Annotated in this window: 18 protein-coding genes; 12 read left to right on the top strand and 6 right to left on the bottom strand. The window is 53.6% G+C overall.

What is annotated here, in order from left to right:
• The first annotated feature begins 111 nt into the window (after window positions 1–111).
• The 4 genes from AC50Y3_RS23875 to glpK are packed head-to-tail and all read left to right on the top strand — an operon-like array spanning window position 112 to window position 5,322.
• Entirely contained in the window at window positions 112–993 is an 882-nt protein-coding gene (locus tag AC50Y3_RS23875) for a carbohydrate ABC transporter permease (RefSeq protein ID WP_494821217.1), read from the top strand.
• A 16-nt stretch (window positions 994–1,009) separates the two neighbouring features.
• A complete protein-coding gene (locus AC50Y3_RS23870; RefSeq protein WP_494821216.1) occupies window positions 1,010–1,843 on the top strand; it encodes a carbohydrate ABC transporter permease in 834 nt (277 codons plus the stop codon).
• A gap of 41 nt (window positions 1,844–1,884) precedes the next feature.
• Window positions 1,885–3,783, top strand: a complete 1,899-nt coding sequence (locus AC50Y3_RS23865) for a glycerol-3-phosphate dehydrogenase/oxidase (protein WP_494821215.1) — start codon at window positions 1,885–1,887, stop codon at window positions 3,781–3,783.
• A gap of 36 nt (window positions 3,784–3,819) precedes the next feature.
• Complete coding sequence (glpK, locus tag AC50Y3_RS23860) at window positions 3,820–5,322, top strand: glycerol kinase GlpK (RefSeq protein WP_494821214.1); 1,503 nt, start codon at window positions 3,820–3,822, stop codon at window positions 5,320–5,322.
• Between the two features lie 159 nt (window positions 5,323–5,481).
• On the opposite strand, the gene AC50Y3_RS23855 is transcribed toward glpK, so the two are convergent.
• Genes AC50Y3_RS23855 through AC50Y3_RS23845 form a run of 3 tightly spaced genes read right to left on the bottom strand, consistent with a single transcriptional unit; the run spans window position 5,482 to window position 8,977 of the window.
• Entirely contained in the window at window positions 5,482–6,546 is a 1,065-nt protein-coding gene (locus tag AC50Y3_RS23855; RefSeq protein ID WP_494821254.1) for a Ger(x)C family spore germination protein, read from the bottom strand.
• The gene (locus AC50Y3_RS23850; RefSeq protein WP_494821253.1) at window positions 6,546–7,637 is read right to left on the bottom strand and encodes a GerAB/ArcD/ProY family transporter; all 1,092 of its coding nucleotides are present in this window, start codon (window positions 7,635–7,637) and stop codon (window positions 6,546–6,548) included. The genes AC50Y3_RS23855 and AC50Y3_RS23850 overlap by 1 nt, the downstream gene beginning before the upstream one ends.
• The gene (locus AC50Y3_RS23845) at window positions 7,637–8,977 is read right to left on the bottom strand and encodes a spore germination protein (RefSeq protein ID WP_494821213.1); all 1,341 of its coding nucleotides are present in this window, start codon (window positions 8,975–8,977) and stop codon (window positions 7,637–7,639) included. The genes AC50Y3_RS23850 and AC50Y3_RS23845 overlap by 1 nt, the downstream gene beginning before the upstream one ends.
• 98 nt (window positions 8,978–9,075) lie before the next feature.
• Between AC50Y3_RS23845 and AC50Y3_RS23840 the strand changes: the two genes are divergently transcribed.
• Window positions 9,076–10,200 (top strand): alpha/beta hydrolase family protein, encoded by a 1,125-nt coding sequence (locus tag AC50Y3_RS23840; protein WP_494821212.1) that lies wholly within the window; start codon window positions 9,076–9,078, stop codon window positions 10,198–10,200.
• A gap of 92 nt (window positions 10,201–10,292) precedes the next feature.
• Here AC50Y3_RS23840 and arfA read toward each other — a convergent pair whose 3' ends face one another.
• Complete coding sequence (gene arfA / locus AC50Y3_RS23835; protein ID WP_494821211.1) at window positions 10,293–11,801, bottom strand: arabinosylfuranosidase ArfA; 1,509 nt, start codon at window positions 11,799–11,801, stop codon at window positions 10,293–10,295.
• 179 nt (window positions 11,802–11,980) lie between these two features.
• On the opposite strand from arfA, the gene AC50Y3_RS23830 reads away from it, so the two are divergent.
• Window positions 11,981–12,892: an ArsR/SmtB family transcription factor gene (locus tag AC50Y3_RS23830; RefSeq protein ID WP_494821210.1), complete on the top strand. Its 912-nt coding sequence runs from the start codon at window positions 11,981–11,983 to the stop codon at window positions 12,890–12,892.
• A gap of 34 nt (window positions 12,893–12,926) precedes the next feature.
• Window positions 12,927–13,958, top strand: coding sequence for a TRM11 family SAM-dependent methyltransferase (locus AC50Y3_RS23825; protein WP_494821209.1), 1,032 nt, complete (start codon window positions 12,927–12,929; stop codon window positions 13,956–13,958).
• A gap of 832 nt (window positions 13,959–14,790) precedes the next feature.
• Here AC50Y3_RS23825 and AC50Y3_RS23820 read toward each other — a convergent pair.
• Complete coding sequence (locus tag AC50Y3_RS23820) at window positions 14,791–15,771, bottom strand: aldo/keto reductase (protein ID WP_494821208.1); 981 nt, start codon at window positions 15,769–15,771, stop codon at window positions 14,791–14,793.
• Window positions 15,772–15,797: 26 nt separating this feature from the next.
• Window positions 15,798–16,676, bottom strand: coding sequence for an aldose epimerase family protein (locus AC50Y3_RS23815; protein WP_494821207.1), 879 nt, complete (start codon window positions 16,674–16,676; stop codon window positions 15,798–15,800).
• A gap of 219 nt (window positions 16,677–16,895) precedes the next feature.
• Between AC50Y3_RS23815 and AC50Y3_RS23810 the strand changes: the two genes are divergently transcribed.
• The 5 genes from AC50Y3_RS23810 to AC50Y3_RS23790 all read left to right on the top strand — a co-directional run bounded on the left by AC50Y3_RS23810 (window position 16,896) and on the right by AC50Y3_RS23790 (window position 21,295).
• Window positions 16,896–17,216 (top strand): PadR family transcriptional regulator, encoded by a 321-nt coding sequence (locus tag AC50Y3_RS23810; protein WP_091224208.1) that lies wholly within the window; start codon window positions 16,896–16,898, stop codon window positions 17,214–17,216.
• Window positions 17,213–17,770: an HAAS signaling domain-containing protein gene (locus tag AC50Y3_RS23805; protein WP_494821206.1), complete on the top strand. Its 558-nt coding sequence runs from the start codon at window positions 17,213–17,215 to the stop codon at window positions 17,768–17,770. The genes AC50Y3_RS23810 and AC50Y3_RS23805 overlap by 4 nt, the downstream gene beginning before the upstream one ends.
• Window positions 17,767–18,720 (top strand): DUF4097 family beta strand repeat-containing protein, encoded by a 954-nt coding sequence (locus AC50Y3_RS23800; RefSeq protein WP_494821205.1) that lies wholly within the window; start codon window positions 17,767–17,769, stop codon window positions 18,718–18,720. Before AC50Y3_RS23805 ends, AC50Y3_RS23800 begins: the two co-directional genes overlap by 4 nt.
• A 189-nt stretch (window positions 18,721–18,909) precedes the next feature.
• Window positions 18,910–19,800, top strand: a complete 891-nt coding sequence (locus AC50Y3_RS23795) for a multicopper oxidase family protein (protein WP_494821204.1) — start codon at window positions 18,910–18,912, stop codon at window positions 19,798–19,800.
• A 46-nt stretch (window positions 19,801–19,846) separates the two neighbouring features.
• On the top strand, window positions 19,847–21,295 hold the full coding sequence (locus AC50Y3_RS23790) for an HD-GYP domain-containing protein (RefSeq protein WP_494821203.1): 1,449 nt from the start codon (window positions 19,847–19,849) through the stop codon (window positions 21,293–21,295).
• The last annotated feature ends 38 nt before the right edge of the window (window positions 21,296–21,333 follow it).

Below are 21,333 nucleotides of genomic sequence, written 5' to 3'. Positions count from 1 at the left end.
AATCGCCGTCCGATAACGGCGCGTAAGCTTAACCGGAAAAACCCATGCCGGCTTCCCGGTATGGGTTTTTCTTCTCTGCAAGCATGATTTCATAACAAAGGAAGTGGCGGCATGCGAAAATACCTGGGCAACAAGACGGCAATTCTACTGTTCATTTTACCGGCCCTTTTACTATATACCATTGTTGTGTTCTACCCTGTCGTACAGGTCTTCTACCGAAGCTTGATGGACTGGGACGGTTTGACGCAAGGGAAGTTCATCTTCCTCGACAACTATAAGCGATTGTTCCATGACCGCATCTTCAGAACTTCCGTGTATAACGGTGCGATGTTCGCGGTAGTCATTGCGGTCGTGCAAATTATTATCGGCACGCTGCTTGCCTTCGCCGTTGCTGAAATTGCGATGCGCGGACGTAAATTCGTGCGGATCAGCGTGTTCATTCCGGTCGTATTGTCGATCACGGTAGTTTGTCAGCTGTGGCTTGCGATGTACAACGGCGAGTATGGCTTGCTGAACAAGCTGTTCGAGGCAATGGGAATTTCCTATCGGCAGGATTGGCTGACCAATGAGAAGACCGCGATTTTTGCGTTGGCAGCCGTAAATGCTTGGCAGTACATGGGGTATCACTTTGCGCTGCTGTTGGCGGCGGTTAAATCAGTTCCTGAACACTACATGGAAGCGGCGCGGATCGATGGGGCCAACAAGCTGCAGGCGCATGCCCGCATAACGATACCGCTGCTCTCCGAAACCTATAAATTCTGTTTGGTGCTGGCGCTCACGGGCGGCTTGAATGCTTTCGCAAACATGTTCATTATGACCGGCGGCGGCCCGGGAACGACGACGTATACGCTCACATATATGATGTATCGCTCGGCATTCCGAGTTGGCGAGTTTGGCTACGGAAGCGCTTCGGCGGCGTTTCTCGTCATTGAATGTTTGGTCATCACGATGCTGATTAATCGGCTTATCGCGCGCGATCCCATCGTATACTAGGAAGGAGAGATCACCTATGAGAATGTTCAAACTAAAGCACCCCGTGTCTAATTTGATGATATGGCTGTATGCCTTGCTCTCTATTTATCCTTTATTCTGGATGATCGCGTATTCGCTCAAAGACAACAATGAAATCTTCGTCACCAATCCGTTTGGGTTTCCGACGCATTTCCGCTTCGAGAATTATGTGACGGCTTGGAAAAGCTTCAATGTACCGCAGTACTTTACGAACAGCGTTATTGTATCTATAGCGACGGTCGTCGGAAGTCTATCGCTCGCCGTATTGTTCGCTTATGCGGTAGCTCGCATGAAGTGGCGGCTTAGCGGCGCAGCCAGAGTCTACATGACCATCGGCATGTTTGTGCCGGTACAGGTCATCATGATTCCGCTCGCGATTCTGATGCGCGACTTTCATCTGGCCAATTCCTATGCCACGCTGATTGTGCCGTATATCGCGTTCAATCTTTCTTTTGCCACCTTGGTGTTCTACGGCTTCTTCCGCAGTATACCGGTTGAGCTCGAAGAGTCGGCATGCATTGACGGCGCATCGATCTACCGGGCGTTCTTCAGCATCATGGTGCCGATTATACGGCCTGCTGTTGCGACGATGATTATATTCGTATTTCTTGCGGCGTGGAATGAATTTCCTATCGCGCTTATACTGATAACTAAAGAGTCTTTGAAAACATTGCCGCTTGGCTTACTCTTCTTCCAAGGTCAATTCACCACGGACTGGGGTGCGATGGGTGCGGCGATGACGATTGCCAGCTTACCGACATTGCTGATGTATATGCTCTTTAGTGAGCAAGTGGAAAATGCGCTAACGGTCGGTTCGGCGGTTAAGGGGTAACGGTTCCATTTTGGATGTACGCTAAAGGAGGAATGAACGGCATGGGCGAATCTTTCTCGGTGGAGCACCGGGCAGCGCGTCTAGAGCGAATGTCATCGGAGCTGCTCGATGTGCTTATCATCGGGGGCGGCATAACGGGGGCCGGCATTGCATGGGATGCGTCGCGGCGCGGTCTTCGGACAGGTCTTGTGGAAATGGGCGATTTTGCGCAAGGTACGAGCAGCCGCTCGACCAAGCTGGTGCATGGCGGTCTGCGATATTTGAAGCAAGGCGAGGTCAAATTGGTAGCCGAGGTCGGTCGCGAACGGGCTTTGCTGCACAAGCATGCTCCTCATGTCGTGACGCCGACGCCGATGCTGATGCCGGTCTACAAGGGCGGCACCTACGGATATCTGGCATCGGCCATTGGGTTATATATTTATGACAGGCTTGCAGGCGTCAAACGTGCGGAGCGGCGTAAAATGTATCGGCGCGAGCAGACGGAAGCACTGGAGCCGCTGCTGAAGCGGGATGGCTTGCGGGGTTCGGGCTACTATTATGAGTATCGGACCGACGATGCGCGGCTGACGCTTGAGGTGATGAAGACGGCGCATCGGCATGGCGCGGAGATTGTGAATTATGCCAAAGTCGAAGAGATGCTGTATCGGGACGGCGTGGTGTGCGGCGCTCGAATTGCGGATGTGCGCAGCGGCAAACGTTATGATGTTTATGCGCGGAAGATCGTGAATGCCACAGGACCTTGGGTTGACCATGTGCGCAAGCTGGACGGCGAAGTGACGGGCAAAAGGCTGCTGCTTACAAAAGGCGTTCATTTGGTTGTAGATGGGGAGCGACTGCCGGTACAGCAGGCGGTTTATATTGATGTACCGGACGGGCGGATGATCTTCATCATCCCGCGGGACGGCAAAACCTATATCGGGACGACGGATACGTTCTATCACGGCGATCCCGGTTCAGTTGTCACCACGCGCGCGGACCGCGATTATTTGCTGCATGCGGCGAATGCCGCTTTCCCTACAGCGAAGCTTACGCAAGCGGATGTGGAATCATGCTGGGCAGGATTTCGGCCGCTCATTCACGAAGATGGAAAGAGCCCCTCGGAAATTTCCCGGAAGGATGAAATGTTCATTTCGGAGAAAGGGCTTATTACGATCGCAGGCGGCAAGCTGACAGGCTTCCGCAAAATGGCCGAGAAGGTCGTGGATCTCGTCGCAGATGAGATTAAGCGCGGCACCGGCCGCAAGTTTGGCCGCTGCACGACCGGAGACGAAATGCTCTCCGGCGGCGATTATGGCGGGTATCCTTCGTTCGACGAGCTGCAGAAGGAACTGCTGGGCCAGGGCTTGAAGCTGGGTGTGCCGCAGGCGGATTTGAAGATCTGGATTGCGAGGTATGGCAGCAATACCTCGCATTTATTGGCGCGTTATGCCGCGCTTAGGGAAGCTGACATCGGTGATTCCGGCGTTGCTGCGGGTGCCGCCGGTGGGGTGGCGACTGCGGGACTGCCGGGATCCGGAGCAGCCGGCGCTGGAGTAGGAGCCGGTTCAACGGCAAAAGGTCCATCTGCAAAAGCAGTGTCTGGACGTATTACTGTATCGGTTGGCACCGGTTGCGCGGGTTCAGGTGCAGGTGCGAGTCAGGGTCAGGCTGCTTCCGCGCTTGGAGCTACATCTGCTGCTTCCGGTCGGGATCGCACCTTGCGGGCGGAGCTCGATTACGCGATTGAGGAAGAAATGACCTGCAGCGCGGTCGATTTCTTGCTGCGGCGAACGAGCATGATTTTATTTGACCGGAAACGGGCGGAAACGCTGGTACAGCCTGTCCTTCGTTTGATGGGACAGCGCTTTGGCTGGAATGATTCACAGTGTAAGGCAGAATTGGCCCGCGTACAGGCGGAGCTTAAAGCAGTGACGGAATTTCCCGAAATGGTGCAGGAATAGGTGGAAGGTTAAGGCTTGTAACGGGGAGCGAAGACAATGGAGCGCTATATATTAGCTTTGGACGAGGGAACGACCTCCTGCCGGGCAATCCTGTTCGATGAGCAAGGTAGGGCTGCCGGTTCGGCGCAGCATGAGTTTGCCTCCGTATTCCCCCAGGCTGGTTGGGTGGAGCAGGATGCGAGTGAGATTTGGCAGAAGCAGCTGCAAGTGATGCGCGATGCGGCAGCCGGCGTTGCTATGGAGCAGATTCAAGCGATCGGGATTACGAATCAGCGTGAAACGCTCGTGGTCTGGGACGCGCAAACCGGCGAGCCGCTTCATCCCGCGATCGTGTGGCAGTGCCGCCGGACGAGCGCGCTGTGCGAAGCGCTGAAGGCCGATGGCTGGGAGGACGAGGTGCGCGCTCGAACCGGCTTGCTGCTCGATCCGTATTTCTCTGGCACGAAGCTGAAGTGGCTGCTCGATGCGGTGCCGGGGCTTCGCGAGCAAGGGGAGCAGGGACGCGCGCTGGCGGGAACGATAGACAGCTGGCTGATCTGGAAGCTGACTGAAGGAGCCGTGCATGCTACGGATGTTTCAAATGCGTCGCGCACGATGCTGTATAACATTCATACGCTGGAATGGGATGCCGACATCTTGGCGAAGCTCGGCATTCCCGCTGCAATGCTGCCCGAGGTGAAGCCATCCAGCGGCATATTCGGGTATACGCGTTTGCTTGGCGATGCAGCCGTCGATGGTGCGGCAGGCTCGCAAGCGGCGGGGATTCCGATTGCGGGCGTGGCGGGCGACCAGCAGGCGGCGCTGTTTGGGCAGGGCTGCTTCGATACCGGTATGGCGAAGAATACGTACGGGACGGGCTGCTTCCTGCTCAAGAACACCGGCGAAGCGCCGGTAGCATCGGCGAAAGGACTGCTCACGACGATCGCGTGGCAGATCGATGGCCGGACTACCTACGCGCTCGAAGGCAGCGTGTTCACGGCAGGGTCCGTGATGCAGTGGCTGCGCGACGGGCTTGGTCTGATTGCGCATGCATCAGACAGCGAAGCGCTGGCCGCTTCGGTAGCGGATACGCTTGGCGTCTACTTCGTGCCGGCGTTTACCGGACTTGGCACGCCGTATTGGAACGCGGATGCGCGCGGCATGATTACGGGCCTTACCCGCGGCGCAACTTCGGCTCATCTGGTGCGCGCGGCGCTGGAGTCGATCGCGTATCAGACGGCGGACGTGCTGAACACGATGACCGAGGAGTCCGGACTGCCGCTGCGCGAGCTGCGAGTGGACGGCGGAGCGGTCGCGAACGGCCTGCTTATGCAGTTCCAAGCCGATCTGCTCGGCGTATCTGTGATTCGGCCGGTGCTGCTTGAAACGACTGCGCTTGGCGCTGCGTATTTGGCCGGTCTCGGCGTTGGGTTCTGGAGCGGTATTGATGAGCTGCGCGAATTATGGGCGCTCGATCGCACCTTCGAGCCGGAGCTGGATGAAGCGTGGCGCGGTGAAGTGTACGGAGGCTGGAAGAAAGCCGTGGGCTACCAGCTGTAGGCTTGCCTCAGCTGCAGCTCGGTTGCTTCGTACCAGTTACCGCACATTGGCGGGAAAGCAGCGAAGTAGTATCAAGAAAGATATCCAAATCAAAAAAAAAGACGGCGCAGAGATTAGTGCCGTCTTTCTTTTGTTCTTAAGCGAGCCGATTTAAAGCAGCTAATTTCCCTGAATGTCGCCCGTATTCGTAATGATACATTTCACGTTGATTTCCGGTATAAGCTGGGGGTAATACGTTTCGCGCCATAGCTTGAGCTTGGAGAAGGCCAACTTGTTCCGGAAATATTCGCCCGTCCCCAGCGGGTCCGATTTGCTGGCTTGCAGCTTCTTGAATAATTGCTTGTACCGTTTCTCCATAGCCTCCGATAATGCGCTTTCGATTTGCTGCTCAGTCATGTTGCCGTTGTTCTCAAGCAGATGCAGCGACAGCTTCAAGCGCATGTTCAGCACTGGCTTTCCGTCCCTCCAGGACGTGCGAAGACGGTTATCGCAATTGACGATGGATACGCTGGCTTGATGGGCGGTTTCGACTACGGAGCCTTGGAACAGCTCGTCGTATAAGTTCACCAGCAGCGATTGCTCCTGCGAAATTTCGCCCACCATTTTCTCCTTCGACATGATGGCCGAACCAACGAATTCCAGCATGGTCGATTTGCCCGACTGCAGAATCGGAATCGTGACATCCTGCGTATCTGAGTGGATGGCGCCGAAGGTTTCCCAGAGATAGGCAAGATTAATTTCGGGGCTCCAGCCGGCGTTCTTATTGAAAAAATTCATTAAAGCGCTTCCGTCAGTCTGGATGGATTTGCCGGTATGATTGAGAAATTGCTCTATATTTTGCGAGGTGATGGCCACAAGCGCTTTCGTCGGCATATGCTGGCTTCGCATCATATAAGCCATTTCGTCCTTAATGCCGTCTATGGCGACTTTGCGGTCGAACAAAACCAGCTGCAGATGCATGAAGTCGATCCCGGCTTCGATGTTGGTATCGATTTCGGTCAGCGCCTTGCTGATTGTGTCGGCCTCTTCATAATGCACCCTGGAAATGAGCTTTCGGCCATACGGAAGCGGAACTTGAATAAAAACCCGATATTTCTTTGCCTCCCCGTAAGAGATGCCCATAACGATAGGAAGCATGCGATGGTTTACATCCTTGATGTCCCAGCAGGCGGTTAAGGAGAGCGTGCAAAGGAGCAACAAAACAGCTGTACGTGCCCGGCGCATCATTCAGTCAAAACCCGCTTTCCCTCCTGAGCGGCAATTGATCTTCCCCGTAAGAAGACTGCGATCGGAATGACCGCGTAAATCAACAGGCGAAACCACGTATCCGCGGCAAAGATCCGGATGTAATCGTTCCAGCTTGGAATGATGAAGCTGATTAAGAAGACAATGAGGCTAAGACAAATCCGGATGTAGCTCTCGCGCCAAGCCGGAATAATCTTGCGAATCAGGAGCGTAGAAGACCACATAGAGAACGAGCTGAGCGTCATGACGAATGCAAGCAGCGCAACGGCGTAAAACAGCGAAATCCGGTTGAACACCGTCCATGTAATATTAACGGAGTCGAAGCTGGTCATGAGCGGGAAATTCATAATCTTCGCCGCATTGAGGCCATAAATGACGATTGGGATATACAGGACGACAACGTGCAGCAACGAAATTAAGACAAAGCTGATTAAGATCGGCCTTATCTTCACCTTGCATACGGGAGGCAGCATGCCTAGAAGCAGGAACGGACAAATCGAGAACAGCGTTATTAAAAAGGTGCTGTTGGCCAAAAAGTCCATACTTGGATTGATAAGTGGGTAAACACGCACGAATTTGGCATTTTGAAAGCAGGCGAATATGGCGAATAACAGCACAGGAAAGTTAATTAACGTGAGTAGGGTGCTGGCTCTCATAATGCCCTGCGGTCCGATGGAAGCCCCAAAGAACATAAGCAGGCAGAGCACGACCAAGATAACGTGAAGCGGTGAGCTCGCGATAAAAACGATAATCATCAGTTCGGCAAAATAACGCAGCGCCAAAATCGGAATAAGCAAGATGAACCCTGCCAGCGGCACGATCAGTGCGGCGCTGATCCATTTGCCAAGGGGCAGAAACAGATCGGCGTAATCTTTGTTCCCTGCTTTGCGGAGCCCCAGCAGAAGCAGCAGAAGCAGAAACAGTTCGATCCCCATGCTCAAGCATACGGGCTCCCAATGGCCGTATTCGGTCGTTTCCAGCATCGAACGCGTAAAGGCGGCAAACAGGATGCCGCAGTGGGCAGCTATAAAGAATATAGGAGCAGTCATAGTGGCGACCCATCGATGCATCAATTGCGACACTTCTTTCTTAGAGTCATTGTTCTCGCTTCTTTCGCGGAGAGAAAATCCATGAACGGAACGCCGAACCGCTGCAGGCTGCACGCGTAGTAGCAGATGGCGATAAAAGCGACGAATAAGCCGAAGATCCCGAATACGCCCGAAAGGATAACGACGCCTGACCGCAGCATCCGCACGATCAGCGTATTTAAGTAATTGGGAAAAGCAAAATGAGCCGTCACCGAAGCTGCAAGCACGATGATAACGAGGTTGCTGACGAGCTTTGCGTCGACGATGGCCTGGCCGAGGATAATGCCGCCGATCAAGCAGTTCGTCGCTGCGATGGTTTTGGGCAGACGCTGCGTCGCTTCGATGATGATTTCGCTGATTATTAGAAGCAGCAGCATCTCCAGAAACGTCGGCAGCGGTATGCCGATCCGGCTCTCGGCGATGGAAAGGGCGAGCTCGATCCGCAGCGTCTCGGGATTAACGGATACAAGAGCCACATACAGCCCTGGTATCAGCAGCGCGATCAGAATGCTGAGCAAGCGTAAGCCGCGCAGGAGCAGCATGATGGGTATAGGGAATTGCCTGTCCCATTCCAAGGCAATGAAATCACTGAATATCAGGGGAAGAACGTACGCGGTCGGCTCGCCGTCGATCAGCAGAAGGACTCTGCCCTGCATCATGGACGCGACGGCTTGTCCGGGCAGCTCCGTTTTATGATAAGGAGATAACAAATGATAGCGGCTTTGGCCGAAGATGCGGATGAGGTCCTGTCCGTTGCGGACGTCTTGCTTCGAAGCCTTCTTCAAGGCGTTCTTGACGGTTTCGAGCAAATCCCGATCCACGTCCTCCGATAGATACACCAAGGCAGCTTGCTTCTGAGCCACGCCTTGGAAGTGAAGAATCTCGATCTGGAGCTCAGTCGAATCGATCGTTCTGCGCAGAATGCCCATGTTGGTGGCTAAGGGTTCCATGAAGGCAATCGCGGATGCGAAGGGGAGGAACTCGTTTTCCGCTTTCTCGATGGCACGATCGAGCTGCTTGGGCTTGCCTTGAAAACTGAATGCCCGATTTGCCGTCGCGTCGATCATGACGACCTTCCCCTGCAGCAAAAGATCCGTAACGGTCGGTGTCCAAGCTTGCCCTACTAAGCGCGCGCAGATTTCCTCGAAGCCGGACTCCGCGCCGATGCCGCAGTTCGAGATAAACGCAATGGTTTCCTCCCAGCTCACAAGGGATTCGTAGCCCGCCATCCACAGTGTGATCGATCCCACTTGGAGCTGATCGATTTTTAAGTCGTGCTGGGTTTTTGTTTGCTTTTGCAGCGTTTCGATATAGGCTTCCATTGCTACACCTCTTGAAGTATTTTTTTCCAAGTGGAGGAAAAATATGCACCGGGTCGAATGTATTACGGCATATGCAGCTATCAAAGGAGGAACAACCCGTGGAACGTTCGATACCGCAGCTTCTGGTCAGTCTTGTTGGAAATGAAATCGATTCGGCAGGAGGATGGAGGGAGCGGCGCAGGCCTGAACTGCTTGAGCTATTCGCTGAGCATGTTTACGGCAGGCAGCCGGTGAATCGGCCGCAATGGATGATCTTCGCGGTTGCTTCGCAAGAGCCGTGCTTAGATGGCAAGGCCGTCCGCAAGAACATCGATATTCATTTTGTAGGAGATGGCGAAGGAGAAAGCGGTGGACAAGGTCGCATTCGCTTAACCTTGTATGTTCCCGCCGATACCGGTGGGGCTGAGAAGAAGCGGTGGCCCGTGTTTCTGCTTCTCGATCACGGCAGGCTGTCAGCGGTGCGGGAAGGGGAATCACCTTCCACGTCTTTCTGGCCGGTGGAGCAAATTATCGACAGCGGGTATGGCACGGCGATGATTGCCGCCGAGGACATCGATCCCGACGAGCATGACGGCTTCCGCAACGGGGTGCACGGGTTGTTTGATCCGAAGGATCAGCCTCGCGCCGGGGAGGCATGGGGCACCATCTCCGCATGGGCGTGGGGGCTTAGCCGCGCCATGGACTATTTGGAGACAGATCTGGACGTCGATTCGGCCCGAGTTGCCGTCATCGGACATTCCCGCGGAGGCAAAACAGCACTCTGGGCAGGCGCGCTCGACGAGCGCTTCGCCATGGTCGTCAGTAATGAGTCGGGCTGTACCGGCGCGGCTATTTCGAGGGGGAAGGTCGGGGAGCGGGTTCATCAGATCAATACCGCGTTTCCGCACTGGTTCGCGGATAATTACAAGCGCTATAACGAGCGTGAAGAAGAGCTGCCGGTTGATCAGCATATGCTGCTGGCGCTTATTGCACCGCGGCTGCTCTATGTTTCCAGTGCGGCGGAGGATGAGTGGGCCGATCCGGCGTCCGAATATCTTTCCTTGCAGCATGCGGAGCCTGTGTACCGGCTGTTTGGTGCTGACGGACTGGCGGGAGAACCGTTTCCGGAGCTGGATACACCGTTATATGCCGAGCGCTGCGGCTATCATATCCGCTCGGGCAAGCATGATTTGACCGAGGTGGATTGGACTTACATTTTAGCTTTTGCAGACGGTCGATTGTAGAGGGGGAAAAAAAGAGAGCAGGCAGGTACTTCGTAATGAGAAGTACCTGCCTGCTCTTGTTTGTTACTTATGTCTTGGGTTGTCGTCGCGTGTTACGCGAGCTTGAGACGAATCACATTCCAGGATGCTTTGCCGAGGGAGGCTGCAACGCCGCTGCCATCAATTACCGCGTTGCCTCCGTTGTGAGGAGCGACACGGTTTGGCGCGTCTTGTGTATTAGCGGCTTTCAAGTCGTCGCTTTCCAGTACGATGTGCTCAAGGATGCGGACATCGCCGAAGCTGCGCAGATCGATTTCGAACGGCAGCGATTCACTCAAGTGGCGGTTAACCGCGAACACCGTTACTTCGCCAGCTTCCGTATTGTGTACGGCAACCGCATCGAGGTATGGGACGTCGGTGTAATCTTTTGCATCATATTTGGGCGAAGAAGTAAGCGGCACAAGGACAGTACCGCGTCCGAAAATACTTGCATGCATATAAGGATAATAGATGGTCTGCTTCCAAGCGCCGCCGCCGTTTGCCGTCATAATTGGCGCGATCACGTTGACGAGCTGTGCGAGGCAGGCCATTTTGACGCGGTCGGCGCGTTTTAACATACTGATCAGCATGCTTCCGACAAGCAGCGCATCCTCGTGGTTGTACACGTCCTCAAGCTGCGGCGGTGCAATGGACCACGGCTCGATCCGGGAATCGGCCTCATTGGAGTGATACCATACATTCCACTCGTCGAAAGAGAGGTTGATCCGTTTCTTGCTTCGTTTCGTCGCTTGCACATAGTCGCAGGTGGAGATGACGGTATTAATGAAGGAGTCCATGCCCATGGATTGGGCCAGGAAGTTCGACGTGTCTTTGTCCCTGTTGCCATAGTATTGATGCAACGAGATATAATCGACCTCATTGTAGCAAAGGTCCAGCACGGTGCGCTCCCACTCTGGGAATGTGGCCATACCGAGGTTGGAGCTGCCGCAGGCAACCACTTCAATGGAAGGGTCCACCCATTTCATGACCTTCGCGCTTTCAGCGGCGATTCGGCCATATTCGACCGCGGTTTTGGCCCCGATTTGCCAAGGACCGTCCATCTCGTTGCCCAAACACCAGGTTTTGATGCCGTGCGGCTGTTTGTAGCCATGTGAAATACGCAGGTCACTTAATTGAGAGCCGGAAGGATGATTGGCGTATTCCACGAGCTGGCGGGCTTCATCGGGACCGCGGGTTCCTAGATTCACAGCCATCATTGGCGAAGTGTTCGCTTTGCGGCACCAGTCCACAAACTCATTGAGTCCGAACAAATTCGGTTCAATGGTCCGCCATGCGAGTTCAAGGCGCCTTGGTCGCAGCTCGATCGGGCCTACGCCATCCTCCCAGTTATAGCCGGAGACAAAGTTTCCTCCCGGGTAACGGACAACCGGCACATCGATGCCTTTGATCAACTCAAGCACATCGCCGCGAAAGCCTTGTTCATCCGCAGTTGCATGGCCGGGCTCATATATTCCCCCATACACCGCGCGTCCCAGATGCTCGATGAACGAACCGTAGATTCTTTTATCCACCTCGCCAATCGTAAAATCCTTCTCGACAATCATTTTCGCTTTCTGTGACATGCGGGGATTCACCTCTTCAATGAATTAGTTTGGATTAATGAAATAATTAATTGATTAATATATAATAGATCCATCTACCGCTAATTAAACCGCAATTCGGGCAGCACGTGCAAGCTTTTCTTTTTGCGGGAATTGAATTAATATATTTGTTAACTAAAGCGAGACGGAAGGAACCGTGCATGATGATAAAAGCGAATTTGGACCGCAAATGGCTCCCTCTCTACGAAGCACTTGCCAGTGATGTGAGACTGCGCATCTTAGAGCTGCTTGCGGTGCAGCCTATGAATATTAAGGAGCTCGCAGCTGCGCTTGGCTTAAGCAGTGCGATCTTGACGATGCACGCTAAGAAACTGGAGAAAGGCGGGCTAATTGAGACGAAGCTTGTTCGGCGAGGAGGCGGCACACACAAAATTTGCTCCCTTGCTGCCGGCAACGTGGAGATTACCATTCCGCAGACTATGGAGCCGAAACGCGAGTTTCATGAGGTGTCGATTCCGGTTGGCCACTATACCTCTTTTGAAGTGCATCCCACCTGTGGTCTTGCAACTTCCGAGCATATCATTGGTCAGTTCGATGATCCGCGTTATTTCATGGAGCCGGAACGGATGCATGCGCAAATTTTGTGGTTCGGCAAAGGGTATGTGGAATATCGCATCCCCAATTACGTACTGCAGGGACAAGCGCTGGAGGAGATTGAACTCTCCGTCGAGATCGGCTCGGAAGCTCCTGGCGTCCGAGTGGATTGGCCCTCAGACATCCATTTTTATTTAAACGATACGCTGCTTGGCGTATGGACCAGTCCTGGCGATTCCGGCGAGGGGCGCGGCCGATTAACCCCGTCATGGTGGAGTGTCAATCAATATGGCTGGCTTAAAGTGATTCGGATTACGGACCGTGGGACATTCATCGATGGTCAACGTTTGTCGGATGTGTCGCTGCAGGATATCGTGATGACGCGCAACGATTGGCTGCTCCGATTGGCCGTACCCGAAGGTGCCGAGCATGTCGGCGGATTGACCATCTACGGTGAAGGCTTCGGCAACTACAATCAATCGATTGTATTTCGAACCTACCGCAGTTCGGGGCATTAAGGCTTAAATGCAGCTGGATGATGAGGGTGGGAATGTGCAAAAAGCGGTAGATGCTTCAGAGCTGGTCGAGGCTCGAGCTGTTGGTAGTTTTTATTATCCAGTCACATCTCATGAGGATGAATTCGACTTATGCGGTATGGAAATGCGCTCGTTATTCGATCTTAATCCAAATAATGGTTGTGTGATAAGCGATAAAAATATAGATCCGAGCAGAAGTCCGTTTATCCGAGGAAAGCTGACTATTCAGCTCGAAGCGGATGACCCTGCCGGTATTGCGGCACAGGTTGCGGATGCCGTTCGGCTTGATGGACGCACGTTCAAAGTCATGTTTGTCGGGGGCGGCGATGAGCGTGAGTCGTTCGATTTCGACCGCCAGCGGGCGATTGAGAAAGCGATCGGCTGGCGGATCGTTGGCAAAGCGGAAATGCGGCGGCCAGATCTGGTATTTGGCGTATCCTACGTAGACGGGCGCTACCTGTTCGGGGAGTATGAGAAAAGCGAAGCGCTGTGGCTGAAGTATAACGATAAGCCGCAGCCGTATTCCACCGCGCTTAGCACGCGTGTAGCCAGGGCGGTTGTGAATATCGCCGCGCCGACGACGGAGGAGCGGGTCATCGACCCTTGCTGCGGGATCGGCACGGTCATAATCGAGGCATTGTCGATGGGGATCTCCATCGTGGGCTTCGACAACAACCCGCTGGCGCTGAAGGGAGCCCGTGTTAATCTGGCTCACTTCGGCATGCCGGATGTGGTCAAGCTCGCGGATATGACGACGCTTGAACCGCGGGATTTTGTCTCGCCGGAGGCTGGCGGCGCAGTGTCGGACGGTCGGCGAGTGTTCGATTCGGCGATTATCGATTTGCCCTACAATCTCTGCTCGAAGCTGCCATCGGCGGAGCGACTGGCTATGCTTCGCAGCGCGGGACGTTTGGCAGAACGCGTCATCATCGTCACGACTGAGCTAATCGACGCTGACATCGCTGAAGCCGGCTTTGCCATCACCGACCGCTGCATCGTCCGCAAGGGCAAATTCGAGCGGCAGGTGATTGCCTGCCGCGGGGAGTAGCTTAGGGCGTGAGGAGCAGCTTCCGGGTAACACGGTGGTGGAGAGCTCGGTGGTGGAGCGCTGGTTAGTTTTGCTAAAGAGTAGCTCCCTGGGCAACACATTGGTTGGAAACGAGCTAGTTTAGAGAATGAGTGGCTGCCAGGGCAACACACACATTGGTGGAGAAATGGTTAGTTTTGCGAAAGTGTAGCTCTCTGGGCAACACATTGGTGGAGAATTGGTTAGTTTAGGGGAAGTGTAGCTCTCTGGGCAATACATTGGTGGAGAAATGGTTAGTTTAGGGAAAGTGTAGCTCTCTGGGCAACACATTGGTTGGGGAAATTGTGAAATTGGGGCAAGAGTTGTTCCTAAGTACTTGAAGCACATCCAGAGGTCTACATGGAAGCCCAAGTAGCTAATATCTCGCAGTTCCCCCACTAAAATAGTGGCTTTCAGTTCAGCGCATTGGTGGGGGAGCGACGAAAGAAGTAGGTAGGGCATAGTTAGTTAACGGATCCATGGTGCTCTGGGGTATCTATCTCCGGTTCGTTTTGCTGCACAATTTGATAAGAGAAAAACGGCATAGCTTTGTCTACTTTCTTGACAGAGGTCCACAGTTACCGTTCATGAGCAGCAATTGGTGGTGATATTCAGCCGAAGAGAGGTACGTCGTGCCGCTCTTGGCAATCAAACAGTAGGTTTGCACCTAAGGAGAGGTAATTGGTACCGCTCATCTGCCCGACCGAACAGCTTGGGGCCGATCATCGAAGATCAGGCCGGCGGTTAGCCGGTAGAAAGATAAGAAGAAGGGCCAGACATCCACAAGATGTCTGGCCCTTCGAGGTTCAAACCATTAACGAGCGCCGCAGCGGTCGGCGAGCTCGGATAGCTCGCGCTGCTCGTCGCGGCTGATTGCGAACGTCATGGCGCGCACGTTTTCCTTCGCATGATGCGGCTTGGAGGCGCCGGGAATGGCGAAGACGGTTTCGCCATTGGCATGGATGAGCCAGTTTAAAGCCACCTGGCTCGGGGATGCCTCGTACTTATCGGCCAGCTCCTGCAGCCGGGCAATTAAAGGACGCGTGCGTTCCAGCGCGGCGGGTTTGAAGCCGCCGGAGAGCTTGCGCATCCCGCCAATGCCGGCGACCAGCGCGGGATCGGCGTGGAACTTGCCGCTCAGAATCCCTTGCTCGAGCGGCGAATAGGCGATGATGGCGACGCCAAGCTCCTTGGCGGTTTCCATGATGCCGTTTCGCTCGACGCGGCGGTCCAGCAGGCTGTATTTGACCTGGTTGGACGCAAGTCGGAGCCCGTGCTCGCGAAGGGCTCGGTCTGCCTCGCGCATCCGCTCAGCGGAGAAATTGCTGACGCCTACATGGCGGATTTTGCCTTGCTTCACGAGTGCGGCCATTTCCTTCATCTCTGCCGCTGCCGAGGAGAAGGAGAAAGGCTGATGCACCTGATGCAATGCGATCGGCCATCCCTTCAACCGACGCATCCGCTCATCAATGGTCCGAGATATGCTGCCTGCCGTTCGCATCATCGGCCACCATTTGGTCGCAACATAGGCATCCTTGGCTTCATCGCCAAGGGCAAGCAGCGCTTGTGCCAGCACTTCCTCGGACTTGCCGCCGCCGTAAATTTCAGCCGTATCGAACCAATTGATGCCGCCGGCGAGACTTGTCCTCACAATATCCTGAATGACATCATCGCTCAGAACAGGCCAAAATCTCCCGATCATGCCGCTGCCCTTGCTAAACTGCCAGCAGCCAAGGCCGAGCGGCGATAGCATCAAGTCTGAATTGCCCAATCGCCGAAGCTGTACCTGTTGCATCGTTTGCTCCTCCATATCTCGCTCCCTTAACCGCTGTACCCAATCTTCACCAGCAGCTCCATCTTCCCGCCAGCCTCAAGCATCGGCAGTTCATCCTTGCTCACAAGCTCGCCGTTCAGCGCCATCCATGGCTCGACACAGACGAATGGCGAGCCGTTCACCTGCCACAGCACCACGTACTTGAACGCATCACTGTAAGACAATGAAATGGTTCCGCGGCCATCAGGACCAGGAAATGTAATAGAACGCGCTTTAGCGTCCAGCAAAGCGACGGATTCTTTTAAGCCATCAAGCAAGATAGCGCCATCGATCGATTTTACAACGTTATCGTTATAGTCCAAATAGGAAGTGGCATCCGTTCCATATACGAGATCCTTCGACTCGGAGCGGAAGTACGGATGGAAGCCGGCGTAGAACGGCATAGCGGAATCCGATTGGTTGCTGTACGTTTGCCGAATTTGCAGCTCGCCTTCGACCAGCGCATAAGTAAACAACAGCTCGAACTGCCACGGATATTCGGCCAGTGTTCCTTCGCTGCTGCGCAAGCGCACGGTCACAGCGGCTTCGCCTGCATCGGAGTCGGCAACAACTTCCCAGGCGCGGTTTCGCGCAACGCCGTGATTGCGCATGGAATAAACCGTACCGTTCCATTCATATTGTCCACCGGGGAGCTGACCGCAAATTGGGAAAAGAATCGGATTGCCGCCGCGGATATTCGCCTCCGGATCAAGGTAGGTCGCTTGATCGAGATAGAACAGCTCCTCACCGCCCAGAATACAGCTGGTTGCAATAGCGCCTCGCTCAGGACAGATCGTAACGGAGGAATTCGTAACCGAATCTGTTAACGTGTATAGCATATAGGTTCCATCGTGATGTGATTTCACTTCATAGCGGTTCTGACTCATGGTTGAAAGCCTCCCAAGTATGGTTTTATGCGAACAAGCATACCATATTGCGGCAGTGGACTAAAAACGCAGAGCCTCATCATGGGCGAATAACTATTTTTCTGACGCTATATTGCATAAACGAATAGTGAGCGATATACTATAGCAGCAGGAACATTTTTTTTGCCCCACTATTCTACATTAATGAATACTTAACGATATGGTATAGGAGCGTTGACTATGAATGTACAGTTTAAGAAAGGCGTGCTCGATTTGTGCGTTCTTGCGTTAACCGCTTGGGAGGACCGTTACGGCTACGAGCTTGCGGTCACCATGTCCGCGAAATTCGAGGTCGCCGTCGGCAGTGTTTATCCGCTGCTCAGCCGCTTGACGCAGGAGGGTTATTTTTCAACCTATCTCAAAGAATCATCAGAAGGTCCGCCTCGGAAGTATTACAAGCTCACGCCAAAAGGACATACGCATCTCATGGGGCTGATCAGTGAATGGCGGACATTCTCCGTCGCAGTAGATGAATTGATTAAGGAAGGTGTCGAACGATGATCAGAGAGCAGTATTTGGGACAGCTATGGGAGCTGCTGTCGCCTGTGCCGGAGCCGCTTCGCAGGGAGTGGATGTACGATTACGAGGAGCATTTTCGCATGGCAGCCGAGCATGGACGCTCTGAAGCGGAGGCAGCCGACGAGCTCGGCGATCCGCGATTAATTGCGAAGGAAATGCTGCTTAATTATCGCGTCGACCAAGCATCGAATAAGAGCGGAAGCATCACCCTCGTATCACGGGCCGTGCTCGCTGCTGTCAGCTTAGGCTTCTTCAACCTCGTATTCGTGCTAGGTCCCTATGTTGCACTGCTTGGCGTGCTTGTAGCGATATGGGCGACAGCCATTGCTGTAGGACTCTCCTCCGTTATGGCAATCTATGAAGGCGCATATGGCGGCGGCATTACGCTTCTGCAAGGTACCTTCCTCTCCATGGTGCTAATTGCACTCGGGATGCTGATCGGTGCCGGTGCGCACTGGTTGACAAGAGCTTTTGCGAAGATGACCTTAAGTTATTTGAAATTTAATTCCAGAGTGATAAGGGTGAAAAAAGGATGAGAAATTGGATCGTTGTCGCGTTGATACTGCTCGTTGTCGGTTTGATCGGCGCCTTCGGCACATTCCGGAAAGACGGAGCGCTCTCCTTCGGAACGGAGAAGGTGGCCCAAGAGCAGACGGTAGCGGGAGATGGTATTGAAGAGATTGAGATCGATACCGGCAGCCTGGACCTCACCGTCGTTCCTAGCTCGAATAATGAAGTGAAGGCAGAGCTGACAGGCCGTGCCAGCAAGAAATACCGGGATAAACTGAAGCTTGAGCTTCAGAGAGAAGGCAATGTGCTTCATGTTTCGGTGCAGGATCGCGTCGGTTTCACGATTGGCATCAACATTCGCAATCTGGATTTGCGGCTGGAGCTGCCGGAGCAGCAGTATCGGAAGCTGATGCTGGATGCAGGCAGTGGAGATATCGATATTGCGCAGCTCAAGGCGGATCAAATTAAGCTTGATTCCGGTTCGGGCGATATGACGCTCAAGCAACTGAATGCGCAATCCATTGAAGCGAAGATCGGCAGCGGCGACATCAGCTTCGCAGATGTTACGGCCACAGTTCTCATTGCGGTAAATGCAGGCTCAGGCAATGTCACCACTGAAGGTCTTAAGGCAAAGAAGTTCACGGTTGATGTCGGCAGCGGCGATGTCGAATTGACGGATGCTGTTGCAGAGCTTCAGATTGAAACGAACAGCGGTGACATAGACTTAATTCTAAAAGCACTCGAACAGCCTGCTGAGCTGGAGACCGGCAGCGGTGATGTTTCGATTCAGACGGACGAACAGCCCGCATCGGCTCGTATCACGTTTAGTCACGGCTCCGGCAGCCTCGACAATGATTGGGATGGCGGGGAGCAATCGACGGACAAGGATGATCGCGACGTGCTGCTCTTCGGCAGTGGATCCATTCCGCTGCATATTCATACAGGCTCCGGCGATTTGTCGGTTGGCGCCAAGTAAGTGCCTGAACAGGGTTGCGTTTGCTTATTGAAGCAAGCGGAGCCCTGTTTTCTTTATGTCCGCAGAACTACAAATTTATTGTCGAAAAACCGATATTCTGAAAGAAGGATAATAGACCTATCAGGCAGAAGTCATATTCTAGCACTTCCCGGCATAAACTTCGTTGTTTATGAACAGGGGGAGATATGAATGGTAGAATCGCCGGATTTGCCGCTGCTGCCCTATCGGGTAATGAATGGGGTAAAATGCTTTGAGTTGTTCGCCGGTGTAGTTCAGCAGGAAATTCTGCCAGGAGTATTTATGCAAGGCTATGGATACAACGGATCTATTCCGGGGCCAACCATTATTGTGGAGCCAGGGGATTTCGTTCAAATTCGAGTGATCAACAACTTGCCGGAGCCGACAAGCGTTCATTGGCATGGGCTTGATGTGCCTAATGCGATGGATGGTGTACCGCCGTTTGAGCCTTCACCGCTCATACAGCCCGGCTACGGCTTAGATTACCGCTTTCGAATTATTAATCCGCCCGGTACACATATGTATCACAGTCATTTTGAATCCATACGGCAAGAAATGATGGGGCTAGGCGGGTTGTTCATCATTCGGAATCGACAAGAGAAGCAAGTCACCAGAGACTTTGCTTATATGCTTCAGGAGTTTCATTTGAACGGTATTCCCAAAGGCGAGCTCCATCCGGGCGTTTATGACGTGGATCCACTATCGGACGGGTTTAATTTCTTTACGATGAATGGACGCTGCTTCCCGAATACGTCGCCGCTTCATGTGGGGCTGAGGGACCGTGTTCGAATTCGATTAGCTAATTTAGGGATGCAAGGGCATCCCATGCATCTTCATGGGGTGCAGATGCTCGAAACCGCGTATGACGGTAATGAAGTACCGCCTTGGAACCAACTTCGCAAAAGCACCGTATTCGTAGCACCGGGCGAGACGCGCGATATTCAGTTTGATGCATGGAACCCGGGCCGCTGGCCGTTTCATTGCCATATTCCGCATCATACCTCGAATAATTTCACACTAGCGGCCGGCGGGATGTTTACGACCATTCAAGTCGGAAATTAAAGCAGCGGCATGTAAGAGGCAGATCTATGAGAAGGAGCTTAAACCCATGCAGATGAAAGAAAAATCCGCCATCGGACCGATTCTGGGCGTCTTACTGCCGATTTTATTTTTTGAAGGGCTGCGCTCCTTTAAGACGCTCGATATTTCTGTTGAGGCGCCGGAGCGGCATTTTCAAATCGTAACGCTTGTTGCAGCGCTGGCGATTGTGGCTGCCATTGCAGTTGGTATTGCCGGACATCGTCTGCGGAATATTAAAGTAGGCTTCATGTCGCTTGCATATGTATCCTTAGCCGGGATATTCGTCTTGCATGGGCTGACTACGCCGGGCTTTATCATTCATGCCGGACACTTGCCGAGCGTATTAGCTCAGCTTAGCGTACTGGTTACCTCGGTGTGGCTGTTCTTGTCATCCGTATCAACGGATCGCTTCATCATAAGGCAGCTGTCGAAGATACGAACGTGGCTCATACCGGCATGGCTGGTGCTGCTAGGCTTCATCTGCCTGTTGGCGCTGCAGCAGCCGCATATGATAGATGAAATCCCGCTTAACATAGATCCTTACAAATGGATCGCCTCATCCATCACCTGTATTACTTGCGTGTGGACGATGTATCGGTACTGGCAATCCTATCAAAGTGCGGGATTCCCGCTGCAGCGCGCCATTGTTTATAGTGTCGGACTTATTATCGCGGCTCAATATATTATCGTCATGGGCACGTCGTGGCATTTAAGCTGGTGGCTCTATCACGTATTGCTATTGGTCTCTATGGTCATCATGCTAGTTGGACTGCTCAAGCAGTATTTCTCACAAGGTTCCTTCAGCAATTCACTGAAAGTATTGTTCCAATCCGATCCGCGTGCTTGGCTTGAAGCCTGCAAGACGCCAAGCGTTCAAGCGCTTATTATGGCTACGGAGGCGCGAGACGCCTATACAGCCGGCCATAATAATCGCGTAGCGCTGTATGCCCTTCGACTTGGCGAGGAGATGGAGCTCAATAAACATCAGCTGCGAGCTATAGCGCAGGGCGGCGTTGTGCACGACGTTGGGAAGCTGAGAGTCCCTGATGCGATCTTGAACAAGGCAGGGAAGCTTTCGCCGGAGGAACGGCTTGTCATCGAGCGGCATCCGGTTTCCGGTTATGACATGTGCAAGCGGCTCGGGTTCCTGAAGGACGAGCTGTCGGTGATCCGCTCCCATCATGAGAAATGGGATGGAACGGGGTATCCGGATCGGCTGAGCGGCGAGAGCATTCCGCTGCTGGCACGGATTACGGCCATCGCGGACGTATACGATGCACTGACCTCATCGCGATCCTACCGTCAGGCGATGTCGCATGAGGAAGCGATGAACATTATCATTCAAGGCAGCGGAGCCCACTTCGACCCGGCTTGCGTGAAAGCATGGCGGCGCTTGGCCGCTGCTGATGCGAAGTTTTTCGAAGAGATTGCGGCGAACAGCCGCAGCTTGAAGCTCATACATAAAGCAGCGCAATAATACAAAAAAGCGGAGATCCTAGGATCTCCGCTTTTTGT

Source organism: Paenibacillus sp. J22R98, assembly GCF_059383835.1.
Note: the sequence above shows the minus strand (reverse complement) of the source record. Positions and strands in the feature narration are given on the sequence as shown.

What these genes read in the sequence shown, in the direction of transcription:
- AC50Y3_RS23820 (WP_494821208.1), bottom strand. Translation starts at nt 15,771, where the DNA reads ATGCAACAGGTACAGCTTCGGCGATTGGGCAATTCAGACTTGATGCTA.
- AC50Y3_RS23865 (WP_494821215.1), top strand. Translation starts at nt 1,885, where the DNA reads ATGGGCGAATCTTTCTCGGTGGAGCACCGGGCAGCGCGTCTAGAGCGA.
- AC50Y3_RS23810 (WP_091224208.1), top strand. Translation starts at nt 16,896, where the DNA reads ATGAATGTACAGTTTAAGAAAGGCGTGCTCGATTTGTGCGTTCTTGCG.
- AC50Y3_RS23830 (WP_494821210.1), top strand. Translation starts at nt 11,981, where the DNA reads ATGATGATAAAAGCGAATTTGGACCGCAAATGGCTCCCTCTCTACGAA.
- AC50Y3_RS23845 (WP_494821213.1), bottom strand. Translation starts at nt 8,977, where the DNA reads ATGGAAGCCTATATCGAAACGCTGCAAAAGCAAACAAAAACCCAGCAC.
- glpK (WP_494821214.1), top strand. Translation starts at nt 3,820, where the DNA reads ATGGAGCGCTATATATTAGCTTTGGACGAGGGAACGACCTCCTGCCGG.
- AC50Y3_RS23850 (WP_494821253.1), bottom strand. Translation starts at nt 7,637, where the DNA reads ATGCATCGATGGGTCGCCACTATGACTGCTCCTATATTCTTTATAGCT.
- AC50Y3_RS23815 (WP_494821207.1), bottom strand. Translation starts at nt 16,676, where the DNA reads ATGAGTCAGAACCGCTATGAAGTGAAATCACATCACGATGGAACCTAT.
- AC50Y3_RS23870 (WP_494821216.1), top strand. Translation starts at nt 1,010, where the DNA reads ATGAGAATGTTCAAACTAAAGCACCCCGTGTCTAATTTGATGATATGG.
- AC50Y3_RS23795 (WP_494821204.1), top strand. Translation starts at nt 18,910, where the DNA reads ATGGTAGAATCGCCGGATTTGCCGCTGCTGCCCTATCGGGTAATGAAT.
- AC50Y3_RS23790 (WP_494821203.1), top strand. Translation starts at nt 19,847, where the DNA reads ATGCAGATGAAAGAAAAATCCGCCATCGGACCGATTCTGGGCGTCTTA.
- AC50Y3_RS23805 (WP_494821206.1), top strand. Translation starts at nt 17,213, where the DNA reads ATGATCAGAGAGCAGTATTTGGGACAGCTATGGGAGCTGCTGTCGCCT.
- AC50Y3_RS23855 (WP_494821254.1), bottom strand. Translation starts at nt 6,546, where the DNA reads ATGCGCCGGGCACGTACAGCTGTTTTGTTGCTCCTTTGCACGCTCTCC.
- AC50Y3_RS23875 (WP_494821217.1), top strand. Translation starts at nt 112, where the DNA reads ATGCGAAAATACCTGGGCAACAAGACGGCAATTCTACTGTTCATTTTA.
- arfA (WP_494821211.1), bottom strand. Translation starts at nt 11,801, where the DNA reads ATGTCACAGAAAGCGAAAATGATTGTCGAGAAGGATTTTACGATTGGC.
- AC50Y3_RS23800 (WP_494821205.1), top strand. Translation starts at nt 17,767, where the DNA reads ATGAGAAATTGGATCGTTGTCGCGTTGATACTGCTCGTTGTCGGTTTG.